Source organism: Neorhizobium petrolearium, from assembly GCF_029854435.1.
Lineage (GTDB): Bacteria > Pseudomonadota > Alphaproteobacteria > Rhizobiales > Rhizobiaceae > Neorhizobium > Neorhizobium petrolearium.
The window spans coordinates 2,414,157-2,437,462 of sequence record NZ_CP123000.1 but is presented as its reverse complement, the minus strand read 5'-3'; the positions used below and the strand labels follow the sequence as shown (position 1 = coordinate 2,437,462).

At 60.4% G+C, this 23,306-nt stretch carries 22 protein-coding genes, 1 tRNA gene and 1 pseudogene; 17 read left to right on the top strand and 7 right to left on the bottom strand.

Annotated elements, in window-relative coordinates:
* The first annotated feature begins 73 nt into the window (after positions 1 to 73).
* Positions 74 to 1,468, top strand: a complete 1,395-nt coding sequence (locus tag QEO92_RS12240) for an MATE family efflux transporter (RefSeq protein WP_227703210.1) — start codon at positions 74 to 76, stop codon at positions 1,466 to 1,468.
* A 32-nt stretch (positions 1,469 to 1,500) separates the two neighbouring features.
* On the opposite strand, the gene QEO92_RS12235 is transcribed toward QEO92_RS12240, so the two are convergent.
* Positions 1,501 to 1,851, bottom strand: a complete 351-nt coding sequence (locus QEO92_RS12235) for an antibiotic biosynthesis monooxygenase family protein (RefSeq protein ID WP_227703209.1) — start codon at positions 1,849 to 1,851, stop codon at positions 1,501 to 1,503.
* 98 nt (positions 1,852 to 1,949) lie between these two features.
* Complete coding sequence (gene carA / locus QEO92_RS12230) at positions 1,950 to 3,167, bottom strand: glutamine-hydrolyzing carbamoyl-phosphate synthase small subunit (RefSeq protein ID WP_407721231.1); 1,218 nt, start codon at positions 3,165 to 3,167, stop codon at positions 1,950 to 1,952.
* 324 nt (positions 3,168 to 3,491) lie between these two features.
* Between carA and QEO92_RS12225 the strand changes: the two genes are divergently transcribed.
* Positions 3,492 to 3,944 carry a GatB/YqeY domain-containing protein gene (locus QEO92_RS12225; protein ID WP_037147931.1) on the top strand — a complete coding sequence of 151 codons (453 nt, stop codon included), beginning with the start codon at positions 3,492 to 3,494 and terminating at the stop codon, positions 3,942 to 3,944.
* Between the two features lie 123 nt (positions 3,945 to 4,067).
* Here the strand turns inward: QEO92_RS12225 and QEO92_RS12220 are convergent, their stop codons facing one another.
* Both QEO92_RS12220 and QEO92_RS12215 read right to left on the bottom strand, forming a co-directional pair.
* Positions 4,068 to 4,400: a BrnA antitoxin family protein gene (locus QEO92_RS12220; protein WP_227703207.1), complete on the bottom strand. Its 333-nt coding sequence runs from the start codon at positions 4,398 to 4,400 to the stop codon at positions 4,068 to 4,070.
* Positions 4,363 to 4,650 (bottom strand): BrnT family toxin, encoded by a 288-nt coding sequence (locus tag QEO92_RS12215; protein ID WP_227703206.1) that lies wholly within the window; start codon positions 4,648 to 4,650, stop codon positions 4,363 to 4,365. Before QEO92_RS12215 ends, QEO92_RS12220 begins: the two co-directional genes overlap by 38 nt.
* 178 nt (positions 4,651 to 4,828) lie before the next feature.
* Between QEO92_RS12215 and dnaG the strand changes: the two genes are divergently transcribed.
* From dnaG to QEO92_RS12150, 13 genes and pseudogenes are all read left to right on the top strand, one after another.
* Positions 4,829 to 6,829, top strand: a complete 2,001-nt coding sequence (gene dnaG / locus QEO92_RS12210) for a DNA primase (RefSeq protein ID WP_227703205.1) — start codon at positions 4,829 to 4,831, stop codon at positions 6,827 to 6,829.
* An 85-nt stretch (positions 6,830 to 6,914) separates the two neighbouring features.
* A complete protein-coding gene (locus QEO92_RS12205; RefSeq protein ID WP_227705152.1) occupies positions 6,915 to 7,262 on the top strand; it encodes a GFA family protein in 348 nt (115 codons plus the stop codon).
* A 415-nt stretch (positions 7,263 to 7,677) separates the two neighbouring features.
* Complete coding sequence (gene rpoD, locus QEO92_RS12200; protein ID WP_210052929.1) at positions 7,678 to 9,738, top strand: RNA polymerase sigma factor RpoD; 2,061 nt, start codon at positions 7,678 to 7,680, stop codon at positions 9,736 to 9,738.
* Positions 9,739 to 10,065: 327 nt separating this feature from the next.
* Positions 10,066 to 10,197: a hypothetical protein gene (locus QEO92_RS12195; protein ID WP_265105677.1), complete on the top strand. Its 132-nt coding sequence runs from the start codon at positions 10,066 to 10,068 to the stop codon at positions 10,195 to 10,197.
* A 206-nt stretch (positions 10,198 to 10,403) separates the two neighbouring features.
* Positions 10,404 to 11,663: a group II intron reverse transcriptase/maturase gene (gene ltrA, locus QEO92_RS12190; protein WP_227702662.1), complete on the top strand. Its 1,260-nt coding sequence runs from the start codon at positions 10,404 to 10,406 to the stop codon at positions 11,661 to 11,663.
* A 164-nt stretch (positions 11,664 to 11,827) separates the two neighbouring features.
* Positions 11,828 to 12,118, top strand: coding sequence for a GYD domain-containing protein (locus tag QEO92_RS12185; RefSeq protein WP_227703204.1), 291 nt, complete (start codon positions 11,828 to 11,830; stop codon positions 12,116 to 12,118).
* Positions 12,119 to 12,315: 197 nt separating this feature from the next.
* Positions 12,316 to 13,479: a DUF930 domain-containing protein gene (locus tag QEO92_RS12180; RefSeq protein WP_227703203.1), complete on the top strand. Its 1,164-nt coding sequence runs from the start codon at positions 12,316 to 12,318 to the stop codon at positions 13,477 to 13,479.
* A 70-nt stretch (positions 13,480 to 13,549) separates the two neighbouring features.
* Positions 13,550 to 15,427 carry a DNA helicase RecQ gene (recQ, locus tag QEO92_RS12175; protein WP_227703202.1) on the top strand — a complete coding sequence of 626 codons (1,878 nt, stop codon included), beginning with the start codon at positions 13,550 to 13,552 and terminating at the stop codon, positions 15,425 to 15,427.
* Positions 15,428 to 15,478: 51 nt separating this feature from the next.
* Positions 15,479 to 16,519 carry a zinc-dependent alcohol dehydrogenase family protein gene (locus QEO92_RS12170; RefSeq protein ID WP_227703201.1) on the top strand — a complete coding sequence of 347 codons (1,041 nt, stop codon included), beginning with the start codon at positions 15,479 to 15,481 and terminating at the stop codon, positions 16,517 to 16,519.
* Positions 16,520 to 16,630: 111 nt separating this feature from the next.
* Complete coding sequence (locus tag QEO92_RS12165; protein WP_227703200.1) at positions 16,631 to 17,029, top strand: DUF427 domain-containing protein; 399 nt, start codon at positions 16,631 to 16,633, stop codon at positions 17,027 to 17,029.
* 94 nt (positions 17,030 to 17,123) lie between these two features.
* Positions 17,124 to 17,477, top strand: coding sequence for a DUF1428 domain-containing protein (locus QEO92_RS12160; RefSeq protein WP_227703199.1), 354 nt, complete (start codon positions 17,124 to 17,126; stop codon positions 17,475 to 17,477).
* 56 nt (positions 17,478 to 17,533) lie between these two features.
* Positions 17,534 to 17,955 (top strand): annotated as a pseudogene (locus QEO92_RS12155) (secondary thiamine-phosphate synthase enzyme YjbQ).
* A 140-nt stretch (positions 17,956 to 18,095) separates the two neighbouring features.
* Positions 18,096 to 18,428 (top strand): hypothetical protein, encoded by a 333-nt coding sequence (locus QEO92_RS12150; RefSeq protein WP_037147908.1) that lies wholly within the window; start codon positions 18,096 to 18,098, stop codon positions 18,426 to 18,428.
* 94 nt (positions 18,429 to 18,522) lie between these two features.
* Here the strand turns inward: QEO92_RS12150 and QEO92_RS12145 are convergent, their stop codons facing one another.
* A complete protein-coding gene (locus QEO92_RS12145) occupies positions 18,523 to 19,269 on the bottom strand; it encodes an SIMPL domain-containing protein (RefSeq protein WP_227703198.1) in 747 nt (248 codons plus the stop codon).
* A 241-nt stretch (positions 19,270 to 19,510) separates the two neighbouring features.
* Here QEO92_RS12145 and QEO92_RS12140 point away from each other — a divergent pair.
* Positions 19,511 to 19,586 (top strand) — tRNA-Ile (locus tag QEO92_RS12140).
* A gap of 346 nt (positions 19,587 to 19,932) precedes the next feature.
* Here QEO92_RS12140 and QEO92_RS12135 read toward each other — a convergent pair.
* Both QEO92_RS12135 and QEO92_RS12130 read right to left on the bottom strand, forming a co-directional pair.
* Entirely contained in the window at positions 19,933 to 20,616 is a 684-nt protein-coding gene (locus QEO92_RS12135) for an FkbM family methyltransferase (RefSeq protein WP_227703197.1), read from the bottom strand.
* Positions 20,617 to 20,739: 123 nt separating this feature from the next.
* Positions 20,740 to 21,954: an NnrS family protein gene (locus QEO92_RS12130; protein ID WP_227703196.1), complete on the bottom strand. Its 1,215-nt coding sequence runs from the start codon at positions 21,952 to 21,954 to the stop codon at positions 20,740 to 20,742.
* Positions 21,955 to 22,135: 181 nt separating this feature from the next.
* Between QEO92_RS12130 and nirK the strand changes: the two genes are divergently transcribed.
* On the top strand, positions 22,136 to 23,269 hold the full coding sequence (gene nirK, locus QEO92_RS12125; protein WP_227703195.1) for a copper-containing nitrite reductase: 1,134 nt from the start codon (positions 22,136 to 22,138) through the stop codon (positions 23,267 to 23,269).
* Positions 23,270 to 23,306: the final 37 nt, after the last annotated feature.

Below are 23,306 nucleotides of genomic sequence, written 5' to 3'. Positions count from 1 at the left end.
GCTCCTCTATAGGCTGCATCATCCGCCGCTCGCCAGTTCCTGGAAGCGGCTTTTTTCGTCTGTGGAGGAGACCATGTCGAGCCGGGCCACGACCTTCAAGGGGACAGCGGACAATTCCTGGTCCTCGCATATGCGGGCGACGTTTGCTCTCGGCGTGCCGCTTGTCGGCGCACAGCTCGCCCAGATGGCAATCAACACGACCGACGTCATCATGGTCGGCTGGCTCGGGACCACCGAACTGGCGGCCGTGGTTCTCGGCAGCCAGATGTTCTTCATCGTCTTCATCTTCGGTTCGGGCTTTGCAAGCGCCGTGGTGCCGATGGTCGCGCAGGCATTGGGGCGGGGCGATTCCGTATCGGTCCGTCGCTCGGTTCGGATGGGCATGTGGGTGGTGATCGCCTATGGCGTCGCGACCGCGCCCATCCTGTGGTTCTCCCAGCCGATGCTGATCGCGCTCGGACAGGATCCGGAAGTCGCCGGGCTGGCGCAGGGCTACCTGCGCATCATTCAGTGGGGTATTTTCCCGAATCTGGTCCTTATGGTGATGCGCGGTTTCCTGAGCGGACTCCAGCGGGGCGGCATCATCCTTTATGTAACGATCGGCATGTTCCTCACCAATGCGGTGATGAACTATGCCTTCATCTTTGGTAATTTCGGCGCGCCTGCCCTGGGGCTGCAAGGGGCGGCCTTGGCATCCATCGCTGCGGCCACGATCGGCTGCCTGCTTTCGATCGCTTATATCGAAGCGAAGGAAAAAACGCGGGCCTACGAATTGTTTGTCCGCTTCTGGAGGCCGGATTGGGTGGCATTCCGGGAGGTGGTCAATCTCGGCTTGCCGATCAGCTTCACCATTCTCGCCGAGACCAGTCTTTTTGCTGCTGCGTCATTGCTGATGGGAATGCTCGGCAAGATCGAACTTGCCGCGCACGGTATCGCACTGCAACTGGCGTCCATCGCCTTTATGATCCCGCTCGGACTTTCGCAGGTGGCGACGGTACGCGTCGGATTGGCCAATGGACGCGGAGATGTGCTCGGCCTCCGGCGTGCGGCGGTGTCGGCTCTTCTGATCAGCATCTGCTTTACGCTGGCAGGGAGCGTGCTTTTCGCTCTCTTTCCGCGCGAGCTCGGTTCGCTCTTCCTGGATATGAAGCGGCCCGATGCCGAAACACTGCTCAAATTTGCCGCGCCGCTCATCATCATTTCCGGTGCTTTTCAGGTCGTCGATGGCTTGCAGGCGGTGGGGGCGGGGTTGCTTCGCGGTCTCAAGGATACCAGGGTGCCGATGCTGCTGGCGCTGATCGCCTATTGGCCGATCGGCTTCGCCTGTGCCTGGATTTTCGCCTTCCCGCTCGGCTTCCGGGGGGTGGGCGTCTGGTTCGGCTTCGTGCTCGGCCTTGCGGCGGCGGCGGCATTCCTGTGCGGACGCTTCTGGCTGCTGCTGCATCGCCGGATGCAGGAGGCCCGCTGAAGATCAGCGGGCCGTTGGCGTCAAAGAGCGGATCAAGCCGGAAGAAGCTCGGGCAACATCACGGGCGAATAGAAGGCCACATGGGTTTCGACGCCAAGGCGCCGGCTCAGCATCTGCCGATCTATCCCTGCCGCAGCATCCGCTTTGGCTACAGCCGCAATGACCGGCTGAAGGACATGTTCGCCCTCGAACTGGAGGATGGTGATGAGATTGAACGTGTCGGCGCCTGAATTCTGTTCAAGAACCATGTCGTCAATAAAGCCTGGTTGCGCGCGTATGATGTCGTGCGTCCTTCCGATCAGCCTCATGAACTCGTCACGGGCGCCTGCCGGTACCGAGAATCTATTGACGCGAACGACGCGTCCGCTCTTCATTTCGCTCATAAGAAAAACCCCTGTTCGACATGAACAGGGGTCTTATGCGACCTCAACCAAAGTTGAGGTCAATAGGCCTTGCGTGATTTTTCAAATGCCCGCGAAAGTCAACGTTCAGCGAGCGCCGGCTCACCCTTCTTCTCGCGCACCAGGTTGACGAAACGGCGGAAGAGATAGTGGCTGTCCTGGGGCCCGGGGGAGGCTTCCGGGTGATGCTGCACGGAGAAGACCGGCTTGCCGGCAACGCGCAGCCCGCAATTCGTGCCGTCGAAGAGAGAAACATGCGTTTCTTCAACGCTTTCCGGTAGGGACTTCGAGTCGACTGCAAAGCCATGATTCATGGATACGATCTCGACCTTGCCGGTCGTGTGGTCTTTGACCGGATGGTTGGCGCCGTGATGGCCCTGATGCATTTTTTCGGTCTTGGCACCAAGCGCAAGGCCGAGCATCTGGTGACCGAGGCAGATGCCGAAGGTCGGGATGTCCGTCTTGAGGATGTCACGGATGACCGGCACGGCATATTCGCCGGTTGCGGCCGGATCGCCGGGACCATTCGACAGGAAGATGCCGTCAGGCTTCAACGCGAGGATATCTTCGGCGGATGTCTGGGCCGGTACGATGGTCACCTTGCAGTCGAGGCCTGAGAAGAGGCGCAGGATGTTGCGCTTCACGCCGTAGTCGATGCAGACGATGTGGTATTCTGCGTCTTCCGGCGAGAGTTCTCCGTAGCCTTCGTTCCAGACCCAGGGCGTCTGCACCCACTGAGAAGATTGCCCGGAGGTCGCTTCCTTGGCGAGGTCGAGACCTTCGAGGCCGCTCCAGGCCTTGGCCTCGGCCTTCAGTGTTTCGATGTCGAAGACGCCGTTCGGGTCATGGGCGATGATGGCATTTGGTGCGCCGTTCTGCCGGATCCAGGCCGTGAGTGCGCGGGTGTCTATGCCGGACAGGCCGATGACGCCGCGTGCCTTCAGCCAGGCATCGAGATGCTTGGCGGCACGGTAGTTGGAGGGTTCCGTGATGTCGGCCTTGAAGATGACGCCGACTGCGCCGCGCCGCGCGGCGGGTGTCAGGTCCTCGATGTCCTCTTCATTGGTGCCGACATTGCCGATATGCGGGAAAGTGAAGGTGACGATCTGGCCGAGATAGGACGGATCCGTGAGGATTTCCTCGTACCCCGTCAGGGCGGTGTTGAAGACGACTTCTGCCGTGACTTTGCCGGTCGCGCCTATCCCCGTTCCTTCGATCACCGTGCCATCGGCAAGAACGAGCACGGCGGTGGGTTTCTTCGTGGTCCAAGGGGCGGTGGCTGGAGCGGTCGCGGTCATGATCATCCTTCTGCCTCACCGCCCCGTCCCTTGAAGAGACAGGCTGTGAGGGCCATTTATAGTCGCAGAAAAGGGCGCGCGGGGGTATCCCGGCGCAAGCCCTGACATTTAAATCTCGTGCAGGTGCCGGAAAATAGACAAAGCAGGCGGGGTGGTCAATCTCGCCCGCCAAGAAATCCATGGGGATTGAAACCTCCGGAATTTAGGGGCTCGGGTGAATTGATTTGATCGATCCGAACCGGTCGTCTATGACTGCAACGGAATGACAAGGAAAAGCCACAATTCCCGGTGCCTGCGCAAGCTTTTCCCAAGGAGAAAAAGACGATGATGCGCGACAAGCTTTCTGAAGCGCTCAAGACTGCCATGAAGGCCAAGGACAACCGTCGCGTTTCGACGGTGCGTCTCATCCAGACCGCGATCAAGGACCGCGATATCGCGAACCGCGGCCTCGGCAAGGATCCGGTGAGTGATGACGACATCCTGCAAATACTGCAGAAAATGGTGAAGCAGCGCGAGGAATCGGCCAAGATCTATGAGGATGCCGGCCGCGCCGAACTCGCCGCCCAGGAGCGCGAGGAAATCGACATCATCAAGGGCTTTATGCCTGAGCAGCTTTCGGATGCAAAGGTTGGCGAGCTCGTTCAGGCGACGATCGCCGAAATGGGAGCCCAGGGCCTCCGCGACATGGGCAAGGTGATGGCCGCGTTGAAGGAAAAATATCCGGGCCAGATGGATTTCGCCAAGGCCTCCGGCGTGGTGAAGGAGCTTTTGAAGTAGGTTCGCGGCTTGAATCTTGAATGGAGTTCAAAGGCGGGATTCCGATAATCGGAATCCCGTTTTTTGCTGGTCTGTACCTCTTGCCCGCGGCCATGGACTTGGTGGCAGCGGGGCGGGGCGGTTCTATTTCTTATGGCGCTTTTGCTGGCGCACGTAATGCCGCAGAACGGCATTGATGCGGGTCTGGTATCCCTTGCCAGTGGATTTGAAGAAATCGATGATCTCGTCATCCACACGAATGGAAATGGACCTCTTGGGTTTCGGCACGACGAGAACGGCCTTGGACCAGTCGATATCCTGGAACTCCGCCCAATCGGGATCGCCCGCAGTTGCATGATCGATATCTTCGTCGGTCATGGCCTGGACGCGCGCCCAATCGGTCTGGCCTTTTTCGCCTCGCGCACGCTTCAAGCGAAGTTCATCGGGGGTAACGGTGGTAATAGAGTCTTTGCTCATTCTGTCTGGCCGCTCGTGCTGAGATGATCCGGCATTTTTCACCTCTCATCGTATAAACGACTGCTATGAGGCGCTCTGTATTGGGACAAATTGCAAGGATGCGGACTTCTCCGTTTCGATCCGAGCGCAATTCAAGACGGAGCTCTTGGAGGGCGAATACCACATCTTCGAAATCAATCTGATGTTTTTTCAAGATTGGTTCTCCGCTTGTCTTCGTTCCATTCGAAGACGGAGAGCGCTCCTTGCTCATGATTCATGGCGTACCCCAAAGACTTCAGTTGCCTTCAGGCACGTAATGCGCCACGTGTATGGGCAAATGTATATACATGGGTGCGGGTAGTCAAGCCTGTGAATAGCGGGCAGTATTTTGCTTGGCAGTGGTGTTGCGGTGCCGCTCTGCTTATATGGAAGCTAGCCCAGAGGTGAATATGCGCTTTTCCAACAGTTTCCTCGATGAAATCCGCGACCGTGTGCCGATATCGGCCGTGATCGGCCGCCGGGTGACGTGGGATCGCAGGAAGACCAATGTCTCGCGCGGCGACTACTGGGCCTGCTGCCCCTTCCACGGAGAGAAGAGCCCGAGCTTTCATTGCGAGGACCGCAAGGGCCGCTATCACTGCTTCGGCTGCGGTGTTTCAGGTGATCATTTCCGTTTCCTGACCGATCTCGAAGGCCTGAGCTTTCCCGAGGCGGTGCAGCAGATTGCCGACCTCGCAGGCATTGCCCTGCCGCAGCCGGACCCTCAAGCCGAGAAGCGCGAGAAGGAGCGCATGTCGCTGCTTGATGTCATGGAGATGGCGGCGCGCTTCTTTCAGGACCAGCTCCAGAGTGCCGGCGGTGCCAAGGCGCGCGCCTATTTGCGCGACCGCGGGTTGACGGGCCGCACCATCGAGACCTTCAGGCTCGGCTACGCTTCGGAAAGCCGCAATGCACTCAAGGAGTCCCTGGCCGGCAAGGGTGTGCCGAAGGAACAGATCGAGGCTTGCGGGCTGGTGCGGCATGGCGACGACATTCCGGTTTCCTACGACTATTTCCGAGACCGCATCATGTTCCCCATCCTGTCTTCGCGGGAAAAGGTGATCGCTTTCGGCGGTCGTGCCATGTCACCGGATGCGCCGGCCAAATACATGAACTCGCCGGAAACCGAGCTCTTTCACAAGGGGCAGGTGCTCTACAATTTCGCCCGCGCCCGGCGGGCAGCTCAAGCGGGTGCCGGCAAAAGCGAGGCCGGCACGATCATCGCCGTCGAGGGCTATATGGACGTCATCGCGCTCAGCCAGGCGGGCATCGACAATGCCGTGGCGCCGCTCGGCACGGCTCTCACGGAAAACCAGCTCGACCTTCTTTGGAAGATGTCGCCGCAACCGATCCTCTGCTTCGACGGTGACGGCGCCGGGTTGCGCGCCGCAAGCCGGGCTGCCGATCTGGCACTGCCTTTGCTGAAGCCGGGGCGTTCGGTGCGCTTCGCACTCCTGCCGGATGGCAAGGATCCGGATGATCTCGTCAAGCATGAGGGCCGCGCGCCTTTCGACAAGGTGCTGTCGGAAGCCAAGCCGCTGGTGGACGTGATCTGGCAGCGCGAGGCGGCTTCCGCGAATTTCGACACACCGGAAAAGCGTGCCGAGCTTGAGGCGCGGCTGAAGCAGATCATCTCTGTCATCGCCGATGAGAATGTGCGCCGCTATTATCAGCAGGATATCCGCGACCGTCTCAACAGCTTCTTCGCGCCGGCACCGCGGGGCGGCAACGATCGGCGTCAGGGTTTTCAGCGCGGCGGCGGTGGCAGGATGGGGCAGGGAGGCACGCCGCAAGGGCCGCGCGCCGCCGGGAGGGGCGTCGGCATCTCCGACCGGCTTGCCCGTTCCGGCCTCGTCCGCGGCTATGGCGATCTGTCGGCGCTTCGGGAAAGCGTGCTGGCGCTCACCATCGTCAACCATCCGCAGCTTCTCCTGGAAGAATATGACGAGATCGCCGCTATCGATTTCGAGAACCGTGATCTGCAGCGCTTCTGGTCTGCCATGCTGCCGGCAGCGGCGACCGCCGGCGCCAATCTTTCGCGCGAATACCTGGTAAAGCGGCTTTCCGCCGAGGGTTTCGACGGTCTGTTGAGGTCTCTCGACCAGCAGATTCGCAATGCGCGGCTCTGGACTGCAACCGAGCAGGCGGCAATGGAGGACGCTCGCGAAGGCTATCGCCAAGCGCTGTCTCTCCACAAGCGCACCAAGGCGCTGCGGCTCCAGAAGATCGAACTCGAGCGCGAAATTGCCGAGGCGACGGAGGCGGGTGATGCCGGCGAGATCGAGCCGCTGCTCAGGGCGCTTTCGGAAGTGCAGCTCGAAATCCTGCGTATGGAAAACCAGGAAGCGATCATCGATGGTTTCGGCGTGCTATCCGGCCGCGTGAAGGGGGCCGCCGTCAGCCACGGCTAGCCTTGACACCGTGAGGCTACGCTCTTGCCGAACGATCTGGGCGCTCTAATCTACGCCGGCGCAAATGAGGAGGAGATGGATGGCGATGCATATTTCGGGGAGCTGCCATTGCGGCGAAATTGCTTTCGAGGCGGAGGGCGAGTTCGACAAGGCATTGGAATGCAACTGTTCCCTCTGTCGCCGCAAGGGCTCGCTGCTGGCTTTCGTGCCGCGAAGCCAGTTCGAATTGACGACAGCTCGCGAAAACCTTTCGACCTATCAGTTCAACAAGCATGTGATTGCCCATTATTTCTGTGCCAATTGCGGCATTGCACCTTTCAGCGAGGCGACTATGCCGGATGGAACAGAAATGACGGCAATCAATTTAAGATGCATGCCGGAGATCGATCTCAGGGCACTCACGATAACTCAGTATGACGGCGCTTCCCATTAAGTGATGCGGCGGGACTGAGGCTGCGTCCTTTGTGCAAGTGCAAACCCTTGTCTTTGAGGGCGTGCCGCCTACATATCGGGTAAATCTGGTGAGCGTCCCCCTATTAGGCCTGTCTTGGGCGGGTTTTTCCACTTTTCCTGGGCATGGGCTCTGGAAAGGCTTGACGGAACGTTAATTTGTGGGAATCACCATTTCAAGGCAGAACAGGCGGAGTGGGTCAATAGCACCGAACATGACCGGTGATCTTCTGACAGGACGGTCCTGCGTCAAAAGCGACCGCCGAATGGTAATCGGGAATTAAAGGTCATTCCGTTACGTGTTGAACAGTGATTCGCGGTGAAGGCGGTCAATTCCGTCTTGAGCCGATGGCCACGAAGCGCGGCAAAAGTGGCGTTCAGGGAAAGCGACGAAATACATGGCAACAAAAGTCAAAGAAACCGAAGAAGCAGATAACGAACGCGAAGGTACGCAAGATGGTCCGCTTCTCGACCTTTCTGACGACGCGGTCAAAAAGATGATCAAAGCCGCCAAGAAGCGCGGCTATGTCACCATGGACGAGTTGAATTCGGTCCTGCCTTCGGAGGAAGTCACCTCCGAGCAGATCGAGGATACGATGTCGATGCTCTCCGACATGGGCATCAACGTCGTCGAGGACGAGGAGGCGGAAGACGCCGCCGCTGGTGACGACGACGAAGGCGACAGCGACGGCGAGGAGAGCGAAGGCGGCGAACTCGCCACCACCTCCAGTACCGCGCTTGCGACCGCCAAGAAGAAGGAACCGACCGACCGTACCGACGATCCGGTGCGCATGTACCTGCGCGAAATGGGGTCGGTGGAGCTTCTGTCGCGCGAAGGCGAAATTGCGATCGCCAAGCGTATCGAAGCCGGTCGCGAGACGATGATCGCCGGTCTCTGCGAGAGCCCGCTGACCTTCCAGGCGTTGATCATCTGGCGCGACGAGCTCAATGAGGGCACGACGCTGCTGCGCGAAATCATCGACCTCGAAACGACCTATTCCGGTCCCGAGGCGAAGGCTGCGCCGCAGTTCCAGAGCCCGGAGAAGATCGAGGCCGACCGGAAGGCCGCAGAAGAGAAGGAAAAGAGCCGCAAGGCTCGCTTCTCCGCCGCCAATGACGACGACATCACCGCCGTCGGCGGTGAAGGCATGGCCCTCGAGGAAGAGGAAGAGGACGACGACGAGTCCAACCTGTCGCTTGCCGCGATGGAAGCGGAACTGCGTCCGCAGGTCATGGAAACCCTCGACCTGATCGCCGACACCTACAAGAAGCTGCGCAAGCTGCAGGACCAGCAGGTCGAGCAGCGGCTTGCCGCTACCGGTACGCTGTCATCCGCTCAGGAGCGCCGCTACAAGGAGCTCAAGGACGAACTGATCACGGCGGTCAAGTCGTTGTCGCTCAACCAGAACCGCATCGACGCCCTCGTCGAGCAGCTCTACGACATCAACAAGCGCCTTGTGCAGAACGAAGGCCGCCTGCTGCGTCTTGCCGAATCCTATGGCGTCAAGCGCGACTCTTTCCTGGAACAGTACCAGGGGGCCGAGCTCGATCCCAACTGGATGAAGTCGATCGCCAATCTGGCGGCTCGTGGCTGGAAGGAATTCGCGCGCGCGGAGAACACGACGATCCGCGACATCCGCCAGGAGATCCAGAATCTGGCAACCGAAACCGGCATCTCGATCTCGGAATTCCGCCGCATCGTGCACATGGTGCAGAAGGGCGAGCGCGAAGCGCGCATCGCCAAGAAGGAGATGGTCGAAGCGAACCTGCGTCTCGTCATCTCCATCGCCAAGAAATACACGAACCGCGGTCTGCAGTTCCTCGACCTCATCCAGGAAGGCAATATCGGCCTAATGAAGGCGGTCGACAAGTTCGAGTACCGCCGCGGCTACAAGTTCTCAACCTATGCCACCTGGTGGATCCGGCAGGCGATCACCCGTTCGATCGCCGACCAGGCCCGCACGATCCGCATTCCGGTGCACATGATCGAGACGATCAACAAGATCGTCCGCACCTCGCGCCAGATGCTGCACGAGATCGGCCGCGAGCCGACGCCGGAAGAACTGGCCGAAAAGCTCGCCATGCCGCTCGAAAAGGTCCGCAAGGTCCTGAAGATCGCCAAGGAACCGATCTCGCTCGAAACCCCGGTGGGTGACGAGGAGGATAGCCACCTCGGCGACTTCATCGAGGACAAGAATGCGCTTCTGCCGATTGATGCGGCGATCCAGGCGAACCTGCGCGAGACGACGACCCGCGTTCTCGCCTCGCTCACCCCGCGTGAAGAGCGCGTGTTGCGCATGCGCTTTGGCATCGGCATGAATACGGACCACACGCTCGAAGAGGTCGGTCAGCAGTTCTCGGTCACCCGCGAACGTATCCGTCAGATCGAGGCGAAGGCGCTCAGGAAGCTCAAGCATCCGAGCCGCTCTAGAAAGCTCCGCAGCTTCCTCGATAGCTGAGCGGGCTTTACGAGACGAAGATTGGAAACCCGGTTTGCGAAGGCAGGCCGGGTTTTTCGTTGGTGCGCCAGGCATGGCGCGTGGTGCGAGAGCACCGTTTGGCCGGGCTGGTATCCGGCCGATGACTTTGAGGTGCAAGTCCTCTGCAGGCCCTGGTGATGGGAACTGTTAGCTGAACAGCAAGGGCGTTGCCGCGAGGTAGGGTCTGAAGGAAGCTGCAAGCAAAATGCCGGCCTGACGAACAGGAAGCGCATATGAGGCGTCCGCATCCGGGCGAGGGAGCCAACAGACCCGAAGCCCGATATCACCCGGAGGATGCGGCCGTAGATGCGACAGGTATATGGCATGAAGGTCACGCGTCTTACCCTGGGAGACCTGTCGATCTGCCCCTGGAAACAGGTGGGCTACCGGCGTCGAGAGGCGTCGGGATGGGGCGGCAGGGGACAGCAGAAGCCGTAGTAGCCGGACCAAGCGGCGAAGGGCTGAACATGGAGTGCGGGACGGAGATCGGTCTTTCGATGGTGAGAACAGGTGCAGAAGTTGGGGCTGAGATGCCCTGTGCCCAAGCTGAGAGTAGCGGCCGGAAGCCGCGAGGGCAGGCATTGGGTGCATCCGACACCACGGCAGGACTGTTAGCCTCTCGACCGGAGGCGAATGAGCGACTGATGGAGACGATCCTCAGCCGCGAGAACATGATGGCGGCTTACCGTCGGGTGGTGGCGAACAAGGGTGCGCCGGGCATCGATAAGATGTCTGTCGAACAACTGAAGCCATACCTTGCGGAGCATTGGCCGCGTATCAGGGAAGACTTGCTGGCGGACTGTTACAGGCCGGCGCCGGTGCGCGGGGTGGAAATCCCCAAGCCCGGCGGCAAAGGAATGCGTCAACTAGGCATTCCGACCTGCCTCGATAGGCTGCTCCAGCAGGCGATGCATCAGGTGCTGATGCCGATCTTCGACCCGGACTTCTCGGCCTCCTCCTACGGCTTCCGGCCGGGGCGGAGCGCTCACGACGCGGTGCTCGCCGCCCGGTCACATGTGGCCGGTGGTCGCCGTTTTGTGGTCGATCTTGATCTGGAGAAGTTCTTCGACCGAGTAAACCACGATGCTCTGATGGCACGCGTGGCACGCAAGGTCACCGACAAGCGGGTGCTGCGACTGGTCCGCCGCTACCTGCAGGCTGGGTTGATGACGGGTGGGATCGAAACGGTACGCAGCGAAGGGACCCCGCAAGGCGGTCCGCTTTCGCCGCTGATGTCGAACATTCTGCTCGATGACCTCGACAAGGAACTGGAGCGACGCGGCCATGCCTTCTGCCGCTACGCCGACGACTGTAACGTCTATGTGCAGTCGCAGCGTGCCGGCGAGCGGGTTATGGCCTCGCTCACCCGCTTCCTTGCCGAACGGCTGAAGCTCACGGTCAACGGTGCCAAAAGCGCCGTGGACCGACCGTGGAAGCGCACGTTCCTTGGCTACACCATGACCTTCCACAGGGCGCCGCGTCTACGGATCGCGGCGTCCAGCGTGGCGCGGTTCAGGGGGAAGCTGAAGGCTGCCTTTCGTGCCGGGCGCGGTCGCGCCCTCGGCGCCACCGTCAAAGACCTCACCCCGATCCTGCGCGGCTGGATGGCCTATTTCCGGCTGACCGAAGGCAAGGGGATCCTGGAGGAGCTTGATGGTTGGTTGCGGCGCAGGTTGCGCTGTATCCTATGGCGGCAATGGAAACGGCCACGTACTCGGTGCATGCGGTTGGTGCAGCGCGGCCTGACGGAGCAACGGGCACGTGACTCGACCAGTAATGGTCACGGTCCTTGGTGGAATGCCGGGGCCAGCCACATGAACGATGCCTTCCGTAAGGCCCTCTTCGACCAACTCGGGCTGATTTCTTTACAACGGGAACTGCACCGCCTAAACCACGCTTCATGAACCGCCGTGTACGGAACCGTACGCACGGTGGTGTGGGAGGAGGGATGCCGTAAGGCCCCTCCTACCCGATCCGGTTTGCGCGCCTCTCCCTGGAGGAGTACCATCCTCACAGATGCGGAACTGGGGCGGCGCCCCGCGAGGAGGTGCCGCATGGGAGAACTGCAATGACCTACATCGTGATGCTGAATTGGACCGAGCAGGGCATCAAGAACGTGCGCGAGTCACCCAAACGGCTGGATGCCGCCAGGAAAGCGCTGGAAGCAATGGGAGGTTCTTTCAAGGATTTCTATCTGACCATGGGCGAATACGACATGGTTGCAGTGTGCGAGGCGCCCGACGATGCGGTCCTGGCCCATTTCATTCTGGCCCTCGGGATGGGTGGAAATGTCAGGACGCGCACCATGAAGGCGTTTCCCGAGAATGCGTATCGCGAGCTGATCGCCGGCCTCAGCTAAGGCGTGGTGAAGGTTCGATGTCCGGGAGGTCGTCTGGATGCCAATACGGAGGCCTCATTGAAAAGACCTCCGTATGCCATGCGGGATGCGACTGATCTCTCGACGGACTGTCCACAGGCTGCGGACAACATGGAATTTGTTCTGTTTTGATGGGTCGGGACTCGATCCTGTCGACTTTCCATCTTACATCGGGTTCCATGACGGACGAACTCAGGAAGCGGCGCGGCAATATGGGATGGGGCATTCCGGCCTCCATCCTTCTGCATGCCGTTTTCGCGGCCGTGCTGTTCTTTCACCTGCCGCTCGATTTTTCGGAGCCGCAGGAAGAGGAGAGCGTGAACGTCGAGATCGTTCCTCCACCGGAAGAGCCTGAACAGAAGGCGGAGGAGCAACCCGTTCCGGAAGAACCGAAGCCGGAAGAGGTGAAGAAGGAAGAGGCCCCCCCGCCGCCCGAACCGCCGAAGCAGGAGGAGGCCAAGCAGGAGGAGCCGCCACCTCCACCTGAGCCGCCGAAACAGGAAGAGACCAAACAAGAAGAGCCGCCCCCGCCGCCGCCTCCTTCCGAGCCGCCGCAACAGCAGGAGGCCAAACCGGACGAGCAGCCTCCTGCGAATGAGCAGGCCGGGGGACAGCCTATCCCGGTCCTGCGTCCGGTCTTCGAGTTTGGCGAAAAGGATAGCGGGCCGAAGAAATCCGAAGCCGGAAATGCCTCCGAGGAGGCGGAGATGCCGCCGGCCGAAACCCCACCGGATACCGAGACCGCCGAGCCGCCGAAACCTTTGGAGGAGGAGCCGGTCGTTGCCGAAGAGCCTCCGGCAAACCCAGTGCCTGACGATATCGCGGTGCCTGAGGTCGATATTGCGGCCGCCGAGCGGCGACAAAACGGCCCGTCTTCGGAGACTTCCCCGGACGCGACCAAAGCGGATATCGTCGCTCCCCCTCCCGCAGCTCAGCCCAAAAGTGAGGCGGCTAAAACGCCACCGGCGGAAAAGCCCACCGAACTGACGGAGGCGAAGACGCTGTTCTCGCAAAGAGAGACGAACGACCCCGTGGCCACGACGGCGATGGGCAATGTGCCGCGCGGCGTGCGGGCCGGCCAGCTTTGCGCGACGGAAATGCAGGAACAGTTGCGCCATGCCTCTCCGCGATATCGGCCCGAAATCGTACAGGTCTACCGTCTGCCGCAGGGAAACGTCCTGGAGGTCAGGAGCGGTGCTTTCCGGGCAAACGCGCAGTGGTACAATCTCAGTTTCCGTTGCGAAATCGATGAAGATGCGACCAAGGTTGTCTCCTTCGCATTCGATGTCGGCGCACCGGTGCCGCAAAGCGAGTGGCGCAAGCGGGGCTTTCCGGAATTCTGATTGGCGCGTGGCACTCGCTGCCGGCGCGTCGCCGGTGTCATAGTGCCGGCATTCATGTAAAAGCGATTCCATGCAGCAAACAGAAAATACGACCGATCTCCTGTTCGATCGCGACGGTGCGGGGAACCCGCTTGCCGTCCTGAAGCATGTCTATGGTTATTCCGCTTTCCGCGGCAAACAGGCCGCCGTCGTCGATCGGGTCGTGTCGGGCGGCGATGCAGTCGTGCTTTTTCCGACCGGGGCGGGCAAGTCGCTATGCTTTCAGATCCCCGCGCTCTGCCGGGACGGCGTCGGCATCGTGATTTCACCGCTGATCGCGCTGATGCGGGACCAGGTGGAGGCGCTGAAGCAGCTCGGCATACGTGCCGCAGCGCTCAATTCGTCGTTGACGCGCGAAGAGTTTGTCGATGTCCGCCGGGCGATTGCCGCCGGCGATCTGAAGCTTCTCTATGTGACGCCCGAGCGTGTCGTCACACCCGGCTTCCGGGAAATGATCGGCAATGTTCGGATCGCGCTGTTCGCAATCGACGAGGCGCATTGTGTCTCCCAGTGGGGGCATGATTTCCGGCCGGAATATCGCGAACTCGGCCGGCTCGCCGAGCAGTATCCAGACGTGCCGCGCATCGCGCTGACGGCGACCGCCGATCCGCATACTCGCGACGATATCGTCGACAAGCTTGCACTCCGTTCGGCGGAAGTCTTCACGACCTCGTTCGACCGCCCGAACATTTCCTATGAGATCGTCGAACGAGACCAGCCGCGCCAGCAGCTCTTGCGCTTCCTGTCGCGCCACAAGGGTTCGAGCGGTATCGTCTATTGCCTCTCGCGCGCCAAGGTCGAGGATACGGCCGAATGGCTGAACGGGCAGGGCATTCGTGCACTTTCCTATCATGCCGGAATGGAGCGGCAGGTCCGCGACGCTCATCAGGATGCATTTCTGAAGGATGAGAACCTCTGCCTTGTCGCGACCGTCGCCTTCGGCATGGGGATCGACAAACCGAACGTGCGATATGTGGCGCATCTCGACCTGCCGGGTTCGGTCGAGGCCTATTATCAGGAAACCGGGCGCGCCGGCCGCGACGGCCTTCCGTCCGAGGTCTGGATGGCCTATGGCATGGCGGACGTCATCCAGCGCCGGCGGATGATCGACGAGGGCACGTCGGGTGACGACATCAAGCGCGTCGAGCGTGCCAAGCTCAATGCGCTTCTTGCGATATGCGAGACGCCGGGCTGCCGCCGGCAGGCGATCCTGGCGCATTTCGGCGAGATGCATCAAGGCGGATGCGGCAATTGCGATACATGCCTCAAGCCGGTCGAAACCTGGGACGGTACGGAGGCCGCGATCAAGGCGCTGGCTGCGGTCTATCGAACCGGGGAGCGCTTCGGAACCGGCCACCTCATCGATGTGCTCATCGGAACCGTCAACGAAAAGACCACCCGTTTCGGCCATGTGGACATGCCGGTTTTCGGTGTCGGCAAGGATATCCCTTCGAAGACCTGGCAATCGGTCTACCGCCAGCTTCTTGCTGCGGGCTTCGTCAGCGTCGATCACAACGCCTTCGGCGCGCTGAGGTTGGAGCCGGAGGCCCGGGCCGTATTCAAGCGAGAGCGCGAGGTGCGCTTCCGCAAGGATCGTCCGACAACGGGCAAGGCAGCGAGAAGCGCTTCGCCCAGTTCGGCGAATGCCAAGTTGCAGCTGCAAGGCCACGATTTGGAACTCTTCGAGGCTCTCCGTGCCGCCCGCACCGCGATCGCCAGGGAACTGTCGGTGCCGCCCTATGTCGTCTTTCCGGACACGACCCTGGTCGCGTTCGCGACCGAACGCCCGAAGAGCCGCGATGCATTGCTTGGCATTTCCGGCGTCGGGCAGTCCAAGCTGGAACGCTACGGTGATGCTTTTCTTCAGGTCATCAGGGTGCATCAGCCGTCGGGGCGAACACCCGGTTGATCACGCGGCGAAGCGGGTTATGTTGCCGCCACCAAAACAAGGAATGCCATCATGAAAGCCATGTTCTACGATGCCTTTGAAAAGGCGCCGGAAATCCGCAATCTTCCGGATCCTGAGCCGACGTTCGGCGGCGTGGTGATCAAGGTCGGCGCGACCGGGCTCTGCCGCAGCGACTGGCATGGCTGGATGGGCCACGACCCGGATATCCGCCTGCCGCATGTGCCGGGTCACGAGCTTGCCGGCAAGATCGTCGCGACGGGCAAGGGTGTGATGCGCTTCAAGGTCGGCGACCGGGTGACGGTGCCTTTCGTTTCCGGCTGCGGCCACTGCGCCGAATGCCATTCCGGCAACCAGCAGGTCTGCCCCAACCAGTTCCAGCCGGGGTTCACCCACTGGGGCTCGTTCGCGGAATACGTGGCGATCGATTATGCCGACACGAACCTCGTGCATCTGCCGGACGAGATCGACGATGCGACGGCGGCAAGCCTCGGCTGCCGGTTTGCGACCTCTTTCCGCGCGGTTGCCGACCAGGCCCGCACCGGACCGGGCGACTGGGTGGCCGTGCATGGCTGTGGCGGGGTAGGGCTGTCGGCGATCATGATCGCCACGGCACTCGGGGCGAATGCGATCGGTATCGACCTTGCCGAGGACAAGCTGGCGCTTGCCCGTCAATGCGGCGCGGTGGCGACGATCAACGCGGGTTCGGTGGCGGATGTGGTCGAGGCTGTGCGCGAGATCACCAAGGGCGGCGCGCACGTTTCGATCGACGCGCTTGGTCATCCGGTCACCTGCTTCAATTCGATCAAGAACCTGCGCCGGCGCGGCCGCCATGTGCAGATAGGCCTGATGCTCGGCGAACATGCCACACCAAAAATTCCGATGGCGCAGGTGATCGGCCACGAACTGCAGATCTACGGCAGCCACGGCATGCAGGCTTGGCGTTACGACGCCATGCTCGCCATGCTGACGACGGGCAAGATGAAGCCTCAGCAGCTCATCGCCAGGCGGATCAGCCTGGAAGCCGCCGTGCCGGCGCTGATGACGCTCGACACATCCGAAACGCCCGGAATCAGCGTGATCACGGCATTCTAGGCAGGCGATTGTCTGCTACCGGCGACGGCACTGTTCCGCCGTGGCCGCTTGGTGACGACCCTCTGCGCCCTATATCCCGGTCTTGTAAGACCAAGCCGAAAGGGCGAAGCCATGAACACAAGAGCGCAGAAGATTCCGGGGCCTGATCATCCAATCACCGTCAAGCACAATCCGGCCCGGGTGAGAGTGACGCTCGGCGGCAAGGTGATCGCCGACAGCGTCAACTCGCTGACATTGCAGGAGGCATCCTATCCGGCGGTGCACTACATTCCCCGCAAGGATGTCGACATGTCGCTTCTTCAGTGGACGGACCACGAGAGCTATTGCCCCTATAAGGGCGAGGCTTCCTATTTCAGCATCCCGCTTGGCGGCGAGCGATCGAAAAATGCCGTCTGGTCTTACGAGAACCCCTATGAGGCGGTGGCAGGGATCAAGGAGCACGTCGCTTTCTACCCGGATCGCGTGGATTCGATCGAGGAACTTTCGTCTCCTGAACCCGGAAAGTTCTGAAGCGGAGAGGGCACCAGAGAAAAATCTCGGTGCCATGTCGGATTTGCCGTTGTTCGACCGTCCTTGGATTGTTCAGCTCTAAAGGAGGACGACTATGCCCTATGTCGATGGATTCATTGTTGCCGTACCCAAGGCCAATCTGGAACGATACAAGAAGATAGCGCGCGTTGCCGGCGACGTCTGGAAGGAACATGGCGCGCTGACCTATGTGGAATGCGTGGGCGATGACGTGCCTTATGGCGAACTCACGTCATTTCCGCGCGCGGTGCAGGCGAAGGAGGACGAGATCGTCATCTTTTCCTGGATCACGTACGAAAGCCGCGCCCGTCGTGACGAGATCAACAAGAAGGTGATGGCCGATCCGCGGCTTGCCGGAGACGACTGGAAAGAAGTCTTCGACGGCAAACGGATGATTTACGGCGGTTTCCAGAGCTTTCTGTCGATCTAGCCCAGCTTGGTGCTAAAGGTGCCGGCATCCGCCGGTACCTGATGAAAGGAAGCTCCATGCCCCAAACCGTGATCTCGATTTCCACGAGGGGCCAGGGGCTCTATGAATTCACCCAGCCGGTACAGGATTTCGTGCGCGGCCAGGGGGTGGGCGAGGGGCTGCTGACGGTCTTCGTGCGCCACACGTCCTGCTCCCTGATCATCCAGGAAATGCCGATCCGGACGTGCGCCGCGATCTCAAGGCATTTTTCTCGCGCCTCGTGCCACCGGCGAACGATCCCGAAATGCGCTGGGTGAAGCACACGACCGAAGGCCCGGACGACATGCCCGCGCATATCAAGGCGGCGCTCACTGCCGTTTCGCTCGGCATTCCCGTTCATGACGGGCGGCTGATGCTCGGTACATGGCAGGGCATCTATCTCTTCGAGCATCGAGACTATCCGCATACCCGCCAGGTGGTACTGCATCTCTCCGCATGAAAAGCAGATGAATGATGTCTGAATGCCGGATTCGGACCTCGTTCAGGTGCGAGGATCTAGGGTTACGCCCATCGCCCGCAACGGCGAGAGAAACAACCTCGGGCCAGGGGCTACCGCCCGGATTTCGGAGAGAAACACCCATGACCAGCATGATCGTCAAAGCCGGTATAGCCGCTCTCGTCGCGCTCACTGGCCTTTCCGCAACCGCATCGACTGCCGCTGCCGGCGGCCCGGAATTCGGCATCCACGTGCAGTATCATGATCGCGACCGCGATCGTCATTGGCGGCCGGACCACCGGCCGCGTGGCTGCGCACCCTGGCTTGCCGAACGGAAGGCCGATCGCATGGGACTGCGCCGCACCCGTGTCGTCGACGTCTCGCGCCGCACCGTCTCCGTCGTCGGTTTCGGACGACGCGGCCCGGATCGCGTGGTTTTCGCCAACGTGCGTGGCTGCCCCCTGATCCGCCGTTAGGAAGGGTAACGGATCCTTCCGTCTCCATCGCCCGTTGACGGAGGAAAGCGCCTCCGCCGGTCTTATCGACCGGCGGGGGCGTCCGTTTTTGATCTCACTGCTCGAGGGCGAAGGTGACGTTGACGGTGACGGTGTAGGTGTTTTCGCCAGCTGCGACCGGTACGGCTTCGGCTGCCATGTCCTTCGCCATCGCCATACGCATCATCGGCTGCGGCATCGGGCGGGCAGCATTCTCGCTGATTTCCAGGACACGTCCAAGCTTGACGCCTGCTGCTTCCGTCAGCGTCCTCGCCTTGGCGAGCGCCTTTGCGACGGCTGCCTTGCGTGCTTCGGTCATGGCCTCTTCAGGGTCGTCGTTCGTAAAGACGATCTGGCCGCCCTGATTGACGCCGAGCTTGACGGAGCGGTCGATGAGGGCGCCAAGCTTATCGAGGTCGCGGACCTTCAGCGTCAGCGTGTTGGCGACCTCGTAGCCGACGACCTCCGGTGGATCAACGACGCCGTTCTTCGGCTCGGAATGGCGGTATTGGGGGTAGATTGAAAAGTTGCTCGTCTGGATATCGCGATCGGCGACGCCATCGGCCTTGATTGCAGTGAGGACTTCTTTCATGGCCGCGCTGTTGGCCGAAAGTGCGGCTTCGGCCGTTTGCCCGTTGCGCACGACGGAAAGTGTCAAGACCGCCATGTCAGGCGCGATCGAAGCTTCGCCTTCGCCCGAGATGCTGATGACCGGGTCGCGGGGGCGGAACTCCTGTGCCGACGCCTGGCCGGCTGCAGCGGTAACTGCGCCTGCCAAAAGGGTTGCCAGGACGAGACGCGACGACGAAAGCGCAAGGCGCATGGTATTCTCCCCGATCTGTTTGAGCGGCAAGGGATGTCAGTCCGCGAGCCTGCTACGATGATATCCTACCTTTAGCGCGCCTTGTCGAACCGGAATCGATTCTGCACATTCGCGCCTCGGCAGGTCTACGTGCCGGTTGATTGTGAAGCTATTGCGGCAACGACTTGTGGCCGTTGATGATTTGCGGTAGAGCGACCCCTGAGGAGAGGCGAGCCATTGCGCCTTACCTTTGCCTTACGGCGGGCCTGTAGCTCAATGGTTAGAGCCGGCGGCTCATAACCGCTTGGTTGGGGGTTCGAGTCCCTCCGGGCCCACCATTTCCAGTTCGTAGTAGACGTGATTTTTTCGTCAGGCTGTTTGCACCGCCGTCTATTGATTCTTCTCAAAAAAAATTGAATGCCTTGTCTTCAGCGGCTTTTTATGCCGCCTGCAGCCGACCTTTTCGTCGAGTTTATGCCGCGGCTTTTTGTTGAGGATTACCTGTCAGCGAGCGCTGGGGGAGCCGCATACGATCGTGTTGGTTTCCAGACCGTATGATGATTGCGGCAGTGCTCAATATCTCCGCTGACATCGATATAATATAGTAGGAGATTTTGACAGCTCGAGCCTAATCTTCAGCCTTCAAGGCGGGATCATCGAAAGCGTGATATGTCGAAACCTCAATTAGCGTTTCCTATACCAGGCGTCAAATCGCGACCATTCGCGATAGACGCGCTCATACCCCCTGGGTAACATGATTTCGTCAAGCTTTATGTTGGAATCTGTATTATTATGTTCGATGCAAAATAAACTGACCTCATACCGGTTGAAATCGAAGGTCGATAAAATATCCGGCTCGTTTCCTTCGGTGTCGATGCTGATGAAGTCGATCATTTTTGGCGCATTGTAAGTATCAAGCAGATCATTGAGGCTGATCGTAGTTTGCACGATCTCCACGCTTTCCTTGCTTCGCGCCTCGGCGTGCAGGTCCTTATCGGCGAGTTCAGCCATGCACGACAGCGCCGGTGCGGCCGCCACAAACCGCATCTTTACGCTGCGCCCGGTGATAGCATCAACAGGAGACGTACAAAGCGGATTCGATCTGATTTCTCGAATAGAGTGGCTGAGCAGCGGGTTCGGCTCAGCCAAAATACCGCTCCAACCATATTCTCCTTCCAGCATAAATGTGTTGCTGAAGTGCTGGCCATCATAAGCGCCGATCTCGACGAAAAATCCGTTGCGCTTACCTTTGAGTTCGTCAATCACCCAACGATCTTGCTGTATCTGGGAGAAACTGTGCTCATTCCAGAAATGAGGGCGCTCAATATGAGCGCGCTTCTTCAGGCCTAGCCACGTACGAATTCCCACGTCTTCACCTTCCAGCTTGGAGTTTCCAACCGCTACCTTATGCGCGATGTGAGCGCAACAGGAGCATACACCAACCGATCGGATGAGAAGATGGACAGGTGGAGAGGTGATGAATGTGGCGGCCTATAACGGTTTCCGGCGGACCCGGGCCAGCATCGGCGCGTATTCAAGAACGAACAGGCCGAACGAGATCAACCAGGCCAGGCCGGCCAGTGCGTAGACCGTGCTCAGGTGTTCCGGGAAAAACGCAGCACTCGGTCTCAAAAGCGCGCTTAGCACGATTGCTCCGTAGGATGCGATGGTCGTCCGCGAGGCCGTCAATACCCGCCCGGTATGGCCCCGGCTCGCCCTGGTCATGACGGCCAGCATCATGGTTGCCACGGTTCCGACGCTCAGCACGTGAATTGCGGAAGTCTCGTCGAAGAGACCGAGGGCGGCGATCGCGATGGCGGCGAACCCCAGCGGCACGAAGAGATAGGCGATGTGAAGGATCGCCACCAGCATTTCCGCGGTCGTCGTCCAGCCCCGCCAGCGTCCAAGCCTTGCCGCATGCATCACAGCGGCAAGCCCTGCGGCTGCTGCGACAACCGGACCATCGCCCAGAACCACCCAACTCGCCAGGGCAGTCACTCCGCACAAGATTGCAGCGGTATCGAAGTGATTGTAGGCGACGGGAAAATCCGTCCGGCCCGTCTTGTTGATCCAGTTGCGGGTGAAACTGGGGATGATTCGCCCGCCCACGACGAGGATCATCGAGACATAGGCCGATAGTGCAAGCTTGATTCCGACGGAAGGGTGCTGTCCGGCCGCTGCGTCGAGATGGAACAGGATGTTTGCAGTGGAGAGTGCCAGCAAACCACCGATAACCTTCAGATCCTTCCATTTCTTCCCGGCGACAACTTCACGCACGCAGATGAAGAGGAGGAGAGGCAGGAAGGCACCATCGGCCAGGATGGCTGCCATAACGCCAACGGTGTCGGCGAGCAGGAAGCCCAACCTGCCGACGACCCAAACGAGAAAGAGAAAGACAAGCGGCCAGCCGGAGACGGGCAGCCTGCCGGTCCAGTTGGGAACCGCCGTCAACAGGAAACCGGCAAGCACGGCGCTTGCATAGCCGAACAGCATCTCATGCGCGTGCCAATGGACAGTGCCATAGGCCGACGCCACCTCGATCACCCCACCCAGGCTTGCTATCCATAAGAACATCGCTGCGACCGCCCAGAGCGCCGCCGAGAGGAAGAACGGCCTGAAGCCATAGGAGAAGATCACGGGGGCGGTCGGCGACAGGCCGCGCGGGATACCTCCGCGGCGAGCTTGCTGGGAGGAAAGATCAGTCATGGCGAAATTCCTTCAATCGATGCCTGATCTATCTCCCACCTTTGTTTTCCGGTCTTTGCGAAGACGCAAGCAAACAAGGGAAAGTTTGTTGCACATCAAAGAAGATACGCAGGACCCATCTTAGCCTCTCTTTCAACAGGACGGCGATCAACCCCGTCCTTTGCTTCAAAGGAGAGGCACCATGACTGACAAATTGCAGATGACCAGACGCTCGATTTTGGCAGGGGCCGCCTTCGTCGGGGCCATGACTCCGATCGTACAGGCTTCTTTCGCGAATGCGGATGAGACCCCGCCGGCCAAGATGAACCCGACCGACCTTTCGGCGCTGCGCCGGGTGAAGGTCGATCTCGTCAAGCCGCCGTTTGTGCACGCCCACACCCAGAAGGCAGATGGCCCGCCGAAGATCGTCGAATTCACCCTGACGATCCAGGAGAAGAAGATGCTGATCGACAAGGAAGGCACGGAGATCAATGCCATGACCTTCGACGGATCGGTTCCGGGGCCGTTGATGGTGGTGCATCAGGGCGACTATGTCGAGCTGACGCTGATCAATCCTGAAACGAACGAACTGCAACACAACATCGACTTCCATTCGGCGACGGGTGCCCTGGGCGGCGGCGCGCTGACCATCGTCAACCCCGGTGAAAAGGCAGTCCTGCGTTTCAAGGCGACCAAGGCCGGCGTCTTCGTCTACCATTGCGCACCTCCCGGAATGGTGCCGTGGCATGTCACATCGGGCATGAACGGCGCGATCATGGTCCTGCCCCGCGAGGGCCTGACCGACGGCCACGGCAAGGAGCTTGTCTACGACAAGGTCTACTACGTCGGCGAACAGGACTTCTACGTCCCGCGCGACGAAGCCGGTAACTTCAAGAAATACGACAGCGCCGGCGAAGCCTTTGAGGATACGCTCAAGGTCATGCGGAGCCTCACGCCGACCCATATCGTCTTCAACGGTGCGGTCGGCGCCCTGACCGGTGAAAATGCTCTGACCGCTGCGGTCGGGGAAAAAGTGCTGATCGTCCATTCGCAGGCCAATCGCGATACCCGCCCGCACCTCATCGGCGGACACGGCGACTATGTCTGGGCAACCGGCAAGTTCAACAATATCCCCGATCGGGATCAGGAAACCTGGTTCATTCCGGGCGGCACGGCCGGTGCGGCGTTCTACACCTTCGAACAGCCCGGCATCTATGCCTATGTCAACCATAACCTGATCGAGGCCTTCGAGCTGGGCGCGGCGGCACACTTCAAGGTCACCGGCGACTGGAACGACGATCTGATGACTTCGGTCGTCGCTCCGACCGGAAGCTGATTTCGACATGCGGGGCAGGGTGATGCCTGCCCCGCAT